Source organism: Flavobacteriales bacterium (genome assembly GCA_020435415.1).
Taxonomy (GTDB): Bacteria; Bacteroidota; Bacteroidia; order JACJYZ01; family JACJYZ01; genus JACJYZ01.
The window spans coordinates 1-8645 of the sequence record JAGQZQ010000120.1; the positions used below are offsets into that span (position 1 = coordinate 1).

9 protein-coding genes are annotated in these 8645 nt (G+C 45.0%); 1 reads left to right on the forward strand and 8 read right to left on the reverse strand.

Translation table 11 applies throughout. From position 1 onward, the window contains the following. Window positions 1-230 precede the first annotated feature (230 nt). Entirely contained in the window at window positions 231-704 is a 474-nt protein-coding gene (locus tag KDD36_13880; protein ID MCB0397740.1) for a GNAT family N-acetyltransferase, read from the reverse strand. A gap of 108 nt (window positions 705-812) precedes the next feature. Between KDD36_13880 and KDD36_13885 the strand changes: the two genes are divergently transcribed. Then, complete coding sequence (locus tag KDD36_13885; protein MCB0397741.1) at window positions 813-1421, forward strand: PorT family protein; 609 nt, start codon at window positions 813-815, stop codon at window positions 1419-1421. On the opposite strand, the gene KDD36_13890 is transcribed toward KDD36_13885, so the two are convergent. The 7 genes from KDD36_13890 to KDD36_13920 form a co-directional block, all read right to left on the reverse strand. After that, window positions 1422-3074, reverse strand: coding sequence for a glycosyltransferase family 39 protein (locus tag KDD36_13890; protein ID MCB0397742.1), 1653 nt, complete (start codon window positions 3072-3074; stop codon window positions 1422-1424). A 5-nt stretch (window positions 3075-3079) separates the two neighbouring features. After that, the gene (gene hemN, locus KDD36_13895) at window positions 3080-4435 is read right to left on the reverse strand and encodes an oxygen-independent coproporphyrinogen III oxidase (protein ID MCB0397743.1); all 1356 of its coding nucleotides are present in this window, start codon (window positions 4433-4435) and stop codon (window positions 3080-3082) included. A 100-nt stretch (window positions 4436-4535) separates the two neighbouring features. Next, window positions 4536-4976, reverse strand: a complete 441-nt coding sequence (locus KDD36_13900) for a 6-carboxytetrahydropterin synthase (GenBank protein ID MCB0397744.1) — start codon at window positions 4974-4976, stop codon at window positions 4536-4538. Between the two features lie 147 nt (window positions 4977-5123). Next, window positions 5124-6377: a hypothetical protein gene (locus tag KDD36_13905; protein MCB0397745.1), complete on the reverse strand. Its 1254-nt coding sequence runs from the start codon at window positions 6375-6377 to the stop codon at window positions 5124-5126. A gap of 77 nt (window positions 6378-6454) precedes the next feature. Then, the gene (locus KDD36_13910; protein MCB0397746.1) at window positions 6455-6964 is read right to left on the reverse strand and encodes a hypothetical protein; all 510 of its coding nucleotides are present in this window, start codon (window positions 6962-6964) and stop codon (window positions 6455-6457) included. Continuing rightward, window positions 6961-7308 (reverse strand): hypothetical protein, encoded by a 348-nt coding sequence (locus KDD36_13915; GenBank protein ID MCB0397747.1) that lies wholly within the window; start codon window positions 7306-7308, stop codon window positions 6961-6963. The genes KDD36_13910 and KDD36_13915 overlap by 4 nt, the downstream gene beginning before the upstream one ends. Before the next feature lie 99 nt (window positions 7309-7407). Further along, a complete protein-coding gene (locus KDD36_13920; GenBank protein MCB0397748.1) occupies window positions 7408-8562 on the reverse strand; it encodes a transcriptional regulator in 1155 nt (384 codons plus the stop codon). Window positions 8563-8645: the final 83 nt, after the last annotated feature.

Sequence of the window (8645 nt, forward strand, 5' to 3'; positions counted from 1 at the left end):
TGAAAATATTTGATCCCGCCCCAGGGACTTACTTTTCTGCTGGTGAATTCATGCGCTAACTCGTGCATCTTTTTCGTACATTACACTGATTCCGGAAAGGTAAGGCCACAAAGCCTTTTCAGCAAATCAGGCTGATCTATTGCATAATTTGGGTTTAATTAAGATGATAAGTCGCTCCCAATATAAGTCTTACCGACGATGGTTGTCTCGTTATCAACACAACACATTAATTATAATATTTTATCCATCACCGCCGTATCATGGTCCTTATACCTGACCGTTTCCATATACCGCCAACCACATCTGGCATAAAGACGTTCTGCCGTAAAGGTATAAAGGTACACTTGAGATATTCCGGCTTCGCGTGCGTGTATATCAACATGCTCCAATAACTGCGCACCCATTCCCCGACCACGCTCCTTTTCATCCATATAAAAAAGCGCCAACCACGGTGTGAATTTTCTGAAACGGGAATGAACATTAAACAGGTTTACCTCATGGTAAACCCCTGCCGTTCCTATCAACGCACCATTCTTCATCATCACGAGGTGAAACAGGATCTCTTCCGGAGCCTGCGTGGTTAAACTTTTCACGGTCTTCTCAACAGGACTCCCCCATTCATCAAAGTACCAATGCGCAATCTTCAGAATCAAATCCGATTCCTGAGGCTCTAGTTTTCTGATGGAGATATCACCTGGGGTCATCGTAAAAACAAATGTCGGGAATCACCGGAAAGAACGGGAATGGTCCGCCGGAAATATTTTAACAACATCATTACCTGCAGCACCTGGTCAATTAGTTATCTTTACCGCATGGCACGCCAAAAATATTTACTGTTAATCATTTCAATGATACTGGGGCTGTCGGAATTTGCGCATGCCCAGAATTTCAAAGCGTCATTGCGTGCCGGATTCATCGCATCACAAGTGTCCGGTGATGAGCTCAGCGGCTTTCATAAACTGGGCATCACAGGAGGAGCATTTGCCAGCCTCACACCCAACGATAAGATCACCTGGGAAATGGGATTACAGTACATCCAGAAGGGTAGCCGTAAAGTTCAGAATCCCGCCAAAGGTGATTATTCTTCCTACCTGATGGCATTGCAGTACATGGAAGTACCTGTCATGGTAAGATTCAACATGGGCAAGTTCTCATACGGACTGGGGCCCTCATTCGGCGCGTTGGTGGGTTCCAAAGAAGAAAATCAGATCGGTGCACTGAAGCCCGTCCGCCCGTTCAAAGACTGGGAACTCAGCGGTAACCTCAGCATCTCCTATAACCTGGGAGAGAAATGGATGGCGGAATGGCGGTACAATACGTCATTGCTACCCGTGAGAGAACATTCGGGCGGACAAACCTTCCGGCTTAACCGGGGGCAATACCATTCTGCTTTGATGATCATGCTGGGGTACCGGCTCTGATCACCTGCCCACCAACTGTGCTTCAGGATTGATCAGCAATATATAACCGGCTTTATCGAGCCTGTCGGTATACAAGCCCGGATGTACCTCTACCTGTGGCAACTCTCCCCTAAGCTCCGCCAGTTTGATCGCCTGTGATTCATTCAGAATGAGTGCCACCGGTTCTTCTTTTCCATACCATACATTCAATGAATCAATACGCTTTTCAACCAGGATCTCCGAGTAGCGATCTCCAAGATAATATGGCAAACTGGGTGGCCTTCCCCGGTTGTTGCCTATAACCACCGTAGTTCCTGGTTGTGTGAGGTTTTCCAAAAGGATAGCCGTCCTCCGAGTGCTGCTTTTCCATTGGTCCGCAATCGGCATGAGTAACACCCATATCACCACCTGAAACAAGGCATTCACCGCCACCCAACGCGGTATGAATTTCGGGGTACGGAGTGCAGATGCAGCAAAAACATTAAACACAATGAGCATGCCTCCGCTCACATAAAATACATATGCAGATGTTGTGGCAACAGGTAGCAATAAAGGCAGCAAACAGATCACCACAAACAACGCATGAGTCAACGAGAACTGGATTACGCTGAACGTCTTGCGCCAGTTCTTCAGCACCCCACCGTGATGCAAGATGGCATCGGCCAGAAAAAATGCGAGCGGAACATGCGCCACCACAGCATATGACGGAAGTTTACTCGGCGACAGCTCCCATGGCAACCACCCCGCTAGAAACCACAGCGTAAATACCATGTGATTGGTTCTTTCCAGAAAAGACCGGACAGACAAATAGACCGCCACCGGCAGATTCCTTAACCATGGCAGGAAAAATATGAGCATGAAAAGCAGATGGGTTCCGGGCGGTCCTTCCTGTCCCAAAACACCTCCACCCACCCGCTTCAGAATGTACCAATCCGCCATCCATCGGGCGAATGTTCCGCCATCCATCTGAATAGTGGCATATACCCAGCAAGCCAGCGGTAACAGCGCGAGGGGCAGAAAAAACCACGGTTTCAACTTATACAACCATTGACGGTCCGGATGACGCCATAGCAATCCGGCACAAAGAAAACCGGTAAACAAGATAACCGGCGGACCTTTCGTAAGCACAGCCAGCGCAAATGCCATCCAGAACACAAAGACCCATTTATAAGATGGCTTTCGTATCAGCATGGCAATCGACAAGCCACACATGGTTGAAAAGAGCAGCAGGGTACCATCCGTCAATGCGATCTTTCCCAATGCCGGTACCAAAAGGGAAGTAGATAAAATAAACGAAGCCATGAGTGATGTGCGAGCCCCCCACAGATGACGTCCCCAGCGATACATCAGAAACAGGGTCAACCAAACCGCCAGGGAAGAAGAAAAACGAACGCTGAATTCATTCATACCGAAAACCTTCGCGGCCAATGCAATGTTCCAGAAATGCAGCGGAGGCTTCCGATGGATGAAACCCCACATGAAATCAGGTATCACCCAATTGCCTGTTTGCAGCATCGTACGCGCAAAGCCCGCGTATGCAGCTTCATCCTGATCCCATAAACTGATCTGCTCGTTGTGCACAAGCAACAGGATGGCAAGCACACTAAAAAAAAGCCACACCCAGATACGGGGGGGAGATTGATTCAATACAGTATGTCTCCCGCTTCCCTTCAATGCACCTAAATGGTTTTCGAAAATATTTGTTCTTTGGGTTTGCTGCGCCAGAGTCTGGCATCAAAAGCCATGCACGCATTACGAAGGAAGGGTTTCCCCTGCGGTTTAATGGTGACGCTGTTCGGACCTACTTCAATCAGGTCATCCTCCTCCATCTCCACCAGCTTTGCCTTGCCCTGCGTCAGCACTTCTTCAAAGGCATTTCCCGAAGGCCATTCGGTGTCCATATGGCACATGAGGTTCAGTATCTGTTTGCGGAGGAACAGGTCTTCATCATTCAATTCGTGACCCCGGAAAATGGGAAGTTTCCCTTCCTGAACATCTTTCATATATTCTTCCACCACTTTCTTGTTCTGCCCGAAAGCCGTCCAGCTGTCACCGATGGATGATACACCCAGGCCCACCATTAACCTGGTGTAAACAGGCGTATAGCCCATGAAGTTGCGATGCAACGTGCGGTTCTGGGCAGACAAATAAAGCTCATCGGTTTCCAGGGCAAAGTGGTCCATCCCTATCTCGATGTACCCGGCATCTTCCAACATGCCCTTGCCCAACTCATACAGCGAACGCTTCTCGGCATCGGAAGGCAGATCATCTTCCGTGAACTTTCGCTGACCGGGTTTGATCCACGGCACATGCGCGTAGCTATAAAATGCGATGCGGTCCGGCATGAGTTGCAGCACCTTGTTTACGGTATCTTCCACACTGCTTCGCTTCTGGAAGGGCAAGCCATAAATAAGATCGAAGTTGATGGAGGTATATCCCAATTCCCTGGCACAATCTGTCACTTCTCTCACCTGCTCGAACGACTGGTGACGGTTCACCACGTCCTGAACGACCGGATCAAAGTCCTGGATGCCCAGACTCAGTCTGCGAAACCCGGAAGCACGCAATGCCTCCAGGTGTGCCCTTGTGGTGTTGCGGGGATGGGCCTCAAAACCGAAGGCATGGTCTTCCGTAACTTCCGCATGACTAAGTATGTCCTGAAGCATATCCGAAAGGTTTTCCGGACTAAAAAAAGTGGGCGTGCCGCCACCCAGATGCAATTCCCTGATTCTCGGACGGGCACCGAATATCTCCCTGTACAAAGCCCACTCTTTTTTCAGGGTCTCCATGTAAGGCCCCTCCACTGCATGGTTCACCGTAATGCGGGTGTTACAGCCACAGAATGTACACAGGCTTTCACAGTAAGGCAGGTGGATGTAAAGGCTCATTCCACTTTCCGCATTGCTCTGATCAAACGCCTGCTTTACATGTTGCCGCCAGATCTGTTCATCCATACGGCCTTCCCAATAAGGCACGGTGGGATAACTGGTGTAGCGCGGACCGGGGATGTTATATTTGGCAATGAGGTTGGACATGGTGGGTTGTAGACGTTAGACGGTCAGACTTTCAGATGTTAAATCTCTTCTGCAGGATATCATTCCGGATCATTTTCAAATTGACCAATTTTCAAATTAATCAATCACCACTATGCCATTCCGCATAGCTGGTGGCCGTTTCCCGCAAACGCATGGACGCCAGATCCACGCCTTCCGGCAGCTCCGGGCGCACCCTGCGCACAATCTCCAACAGGATGTTCTCACATGTAGGCTGGAAGGGTACCCCAATGATATTTCCATAAAGTGGATCATTGACCATTTTGGCAAAGGGCGACTGGTCCCATACCAGGACCGCATGATCAAACTGATCGGTTACTTTGCCTTTCAGGATTCGCTTGAGATCCGCAAAGTCCATCACCATTCCGAACTTCGGACTTCCTTCATCGGCAATCGGCCGGCCCTTCAGGGTAACGGTCAGTTTGTAAGAATGTCCGTGAATATCCTTGCACGGACCGTCATGGCCATACAACGCATGGGCCATTTCAAAGTTGATCTCCTTCGTGATTCTGACTGTGTTCATCTTCTCCAGAATAATCGTGCAAGTTACTTGATTTTGACGTAATGAAGATGAAAACTCCCTTTCTTTATGGGAGCACAATGTTTAGGGTGGATTGGTTCTTTTATCCCAAACTATGCAATAGAAGATTCACTATCGCATAATCCGGGTTCATTTTTTGTCAGTCATGGTTGCATTTTGTTCTTCTGAAAATTTTTCTGCCAATAAATCCCATAGTTCAGAATAACCGTTGTCATAACCTAAAGCCCATATTCCAACACCTCCCAATTTATTTTTCTTTATCCAGTCATATTTAATCGAAAGCGATTTGCTGTCTTCAAAAAAGATTTGCCGATAGCCGTGATCCCCTTCTTTTACAATTAAATAAGTGGAAGAACTGATGGAATCAAACTTTACCGGAGTGTGCAATGAATCAATATATATTTTCCGAATAGCACTATAGGGCGGGTTATCTCTGAATTCTGCGACCATTGAGCCGGGCTGGGATTTTTTGGTATTCCATTCCGCGCCATAATAAGGAAGGCCTACAATTAATTTCTTCGGATGTACGCCTTTTTTCTGATAATATTCGATAGATGATTTCAAACCATTTCCAAATATTTCACTCCAGTTAAAAGGTGTCACCGGACCGGTTGTTTTACTAAAGCCCCCATAATAATCGTAGCCCATTAATGTGTAAAAATCCACATATGGATCTACTGTTTTAATGTCGAAAATATCGTTCCAATCTTCTGCATAAAGGCATAGTGATATTTGGTAGTTTGGATGGTCTTGTTTTAGTCTTTTTGAGATTTCAATGATGAAATTGGTAAAACTGGTTTTGCTTTCCTTTGATACGCCTTCGAAGTCTATGTTAATACCATCGGCCGATCTCAGGGCCAGTAAACGGGACAGGCTATCAATCAATGTATTCTGAGCCTTCGGATTTTTTAAAAAAGTTGCATTATTCTCGCTTCCAAAATTAGCTACCGAAAGAAATACTTTGCAGTTGGCAGCCCTGGCACTATCGATCAAGGCGGTTGTTTTCCATTGATGGATACTTTTATAGTTCCCGGTTTCCGGTTGAATCGTGTATGAAAAGTATGAGATGCCCCATAACATGGAAAGGTTGTAGTTTTTCCATGCAGAACCATTGGAATAAACGTGCCAGCCAAATGTGCGAATATCAGGGTGAACCTTGCCTTTCCTGTGTTGTACTTTTTTGTGAGAAATACCATTCAGGCTATCCCATTGCTGCTCTGTATTGAAATCAAAACCTTCAAATTTCTTTTCGTGCAAATGTCGTTGACTAATGAAATGGCTGTTATCAAAAACGGGATTCGGATCCGCCTTTTCAACGGTTCTGTCATTCTTACACCCTTGAAATAGCATGAATAAAACAATCGTCGTTAAGAATATTTTCATGGCTGGTTTTGTGTAATGGTTTGGCTATGCGCAGTAGCGTCCCATAGGGCATTGCGTACAGGTGTTGTTGTACCCAGTTATTTTTTATTTAATATGGTCTTCAATGAGTCTATCATAATATCCAATGAATCTTTCCAATTCGGTCTATTCTCCGAAATGTCAAAGTTTTCCATTAAGAAGTTTTTTATGTCAATATTATTTTGCTTTAAGAATCCATTTTCTGCAATGTCTGTAGCTTTAATTGTTCCATTCTCAAAATAGAATTCAATTGGGCCATTTAGAATGTCATTTTCAAAAGTCAATTTTGCCTTCAGGTTTCCGTTTTCAAAGAAAGCTTTCCATTCTCCTTTTCTAGCTCTTTGATTTTCTAATCCCTGAATTTTCAAATTTCCATTTTCGTAGAACTCTTGATAGTAGTAATCTTCTGTCATGTCCGCCGTATCAGTAAAATACTGATGAACTGTCTTGTAATTTCCATTGTCATATTTGTCCCATATTATTCTATCATGATTGTTTTCCTTCTTGTTTGAACAGGCATTGACAGTCAAAGCAGCAATAAGCAGGTAAATGATATGATTAAGTTTCATCGTCTTGTTTTAATTGGGCACAACGGCCCGGTGTATGAGCAGTAGCGGATATTAATCACTGAACTGTCAGATACTTTTTGAATAGTTGATAAGAATTTCCATTGGTTCTGATAAGGCTCTAATTGCTCATCTACAAAGCAACTGTTCCCTTCTTCCAAAGTTGGTTTATGGAGCGGCAAAGCAATCAAATTACCCAGTCCTTTTCCGGAACGGGATCGTTCCAGATAAGCAGGCATGTACCCGTTTTTGCTCCCCTTTTCCCACCGAACAGCAAAGACACCCTCCCTGCCTTTGAAGAGGCTTTTGAACAAATTCAGTTTTTCATTTTCTGAATATTGGTTCATCTGCATTTTTATTCATTTTGCCGCAACTGTGATCTCTCTTAATGTGTTTGATGCAATTGTGGTGCAATCAATGTGCAATTTGTGCAATTAATGTGCAATTCACTTTAGCACATAAAATGAACCTGCCCCTTTAACGTCACTGGGTTTTAATATTTTCTTTTCGACCAAATTGCCTAGATCTCCCGATGCAGTATTTCTTGAGCAATCGTTGATCTTCTGGTAATCTTTATTCGTAATCTTTCCATTCTTCTTCACGTACTCAACTGCTTTAATTTGCCTTTCATTCAATCCGACCATTTTCAATTGCTCCTTGGTGAAGCGATCTTTAAATATCTTACTCAGGAAGCCTCCTTGTTCTTCTTTTAAAACCGGTTCCGGTAAGCCGGCATTCTTGCAAGCTTCAATGATCTTGATGGTGCCCCGTCCCCAGGAATCAATATAGCCTGCTTTGAAACAAACATCTGCAAGCAGTGGGTTTCTCGGTTTCGAGCGATGTACTTTCTTCAAATCTTCTTCTGAAATCCCTTCCGGCAAGCTGCCATCATTCCAAACGCTGAAATTGTCATCATACAACCGGATTTGTGTGGGTGCTCCCATGTAGTTCCGGTGTACCAAAGCATTGAAGACCATTTCACGGACAGCATCTACAGGGTATTCATCCCGTTCCACCCGCTGCATGCCCATAAAATCAATCGGGTGAATAAAAAACTTGGCGTTAAGCATTTCTCCAATCCGGTCTTTGAGTTGGATCAGGTTGCCCTCTAATACTTCATGAAATTTCAGGTCGGCATCCGTCTCTCCGAACTTGCCAATTTTTACGGCCATGTTCGGGTAAAATTTTCCGGGGTCTATGCCAAATAAGACAATGGCAGCTCTTTTTAAATGTCCATCTTCGAGTAAACGCAATTTTTCGAGCAAATCCGAAATACTGATATTGTCTTCAACATTGATCCGTTTCGCTATTCGTGCATCTTTCAGAAATTGTTTAACGCTGGATTCGTCAATGTCATTGATCGAAGCTCTTTGTTCGGGAATATCGTCCCATGTTTTTCCGGTTCTTTTCAGAATGAATTCATTCAATGCCAATCCGGTTATTTCCTGCAACGTGCTTCCGGTACGAACATAATATTTACTTCTTACGGAGATAGGCACATCATAACGGGGAACAATGATTTCAAGATAATGTTTGCCCTTTTCCTCTTGCAGGTTCACTTCCGCATACACACCCAGAATGTCCCGGAATTTGTTGGGCAATTGTAGTGACTTTGCGATAAACCAAGACAATGAAATACTTAAACCCACCCATCAGTTAAACCCAGACGGGCGTGAGTGTAAGG

What these genes read in the sequence shown, in the direction of transcription:
- KDD36_13915 (MCB0397747.1), bottom strand. Translation starts at nt 7,308, where the DNA reads ATGAACCAATATTCAGAAAATGAAAAACTGAATTTGTTCAAAAGCCTC.
- KDD36_13880 (MCB0397740.1), bottom strand. Translation starts at nt 704, where the DNA reads ATGACCCCAGGTGATATCTCCATCAGAAAACTAGAGCCTCAGGAATCG.
- KDD36_13885 (MCB0397741.1), top strand. Translation starts at nt 813, where the DNA reads ATGGCACGCCAAAAATATTTACTGTTAATCATTTCAATGATACTGGGG.
- KDD36_13910 (MCB0397746.1), bottom strand. Translation starts at nt 6,964, where the DNA reads ATGAAACTTAATCATATCATTTACCTGCTTATTGCTGCTTTGACTGTC.
- KDD36_13905 (MCB0397745.1), bottom strand. Translation starts at nt 6,377, where the DNA reads ATGAAAATATTCTTAACGACGATTGTTTTATTCATGCTATTTCAAGGG.
- hemN (MCB0397743.1), bottom strand. Translation starts at nt 4,435, where the DNA reads ATGTCCAACCTCATTGCCAAATATAACATCCCCGGTCCGCGCTACACC.
- KDD36_13900 (MCB0397744.1), bottom strand. Translation starts at nt 4,976, where the DNA reads ATGAACACAGTCAGAATCACGAAGGAGATCAACTTTGAAATGGCCCAT.